Raw genomic sequence first — 625 nt, forward strand, 5'->3', positions numbered from 1 at the left:
TGGGCCGCCCCCTTCATTCGGTCCGGTCGCTGTGCGAGTCGTCGGTTTCCAGTTGATGGGTGCATTGCCGAGCGTAGTCGACCGGTGCGAGGTATCCGAGCGATGAGTGCCGGCGGTCATGGTTGTACTCGGTCTTCCAGTCGCCGATCACGACCTGGGCGTGCAGCAGCGAGTAGAAGCTGTTGATGTTCAGGCACTCGTCGCGGAGCCTGCTGTTGAACGACTCGACGTACCCGTTGTGCCAGGGCGAGCCGGGCGGAATGTAGGACAGGCCGGTGCGGGTGCCGGCCCAGTCGGCCATCGCGTCGCTGATGAACTCCGGGCCGTTGTCTGATCTGAGCACCGCGGGCGCGCCGCGGACGGCGACGAGGTCCTCGAGGTGGGCAGTGAGTCGGTCCGCGGTGATCGACCGCTCGACAAGCCCTCCGATGCACTCACGGGTGTGTTCGTCGACGATGGAGCAGATCTTGATCGGGCGGCCCTGCTCGTCGGCATCGAACTGGAAGTCCACCGCCCACACGAGATTCGGTGCGACCGCTGCCGGGGCGTCGACGGTCGAGGATCCGACGCGTTTGCGCCGCCGCCGCTGGGGGACACGGAGGCCTTCCTCGCGCCAGAGCCGCTG

1 pseudogene is annotated in these 625 nt (G+C 67.0%); it reads right to left on the reverse strand.

Features of this window, described 5'->3' with window-relative positions:
• Positions 1-13 precede the first annotated feature (13 nt).
• Positions 14-625 (reverse strand): annotated as a pseudogene (locus MHY30_RS15005) (IS3-like element ISAar43 family transposase); the annotation flags it as partial.

Origin of the sequence: Microbacterium sp. ACRRU (assembly GCF_022346945.1) — a bacterium.
Taxonomy (GTDB): domain Bacteria; phylum Actinomycetota; class Actinomycetes; order Actinomycetales; family Microbacteriaceae; genus Microbacterium; species Microbacterium mcarthurae.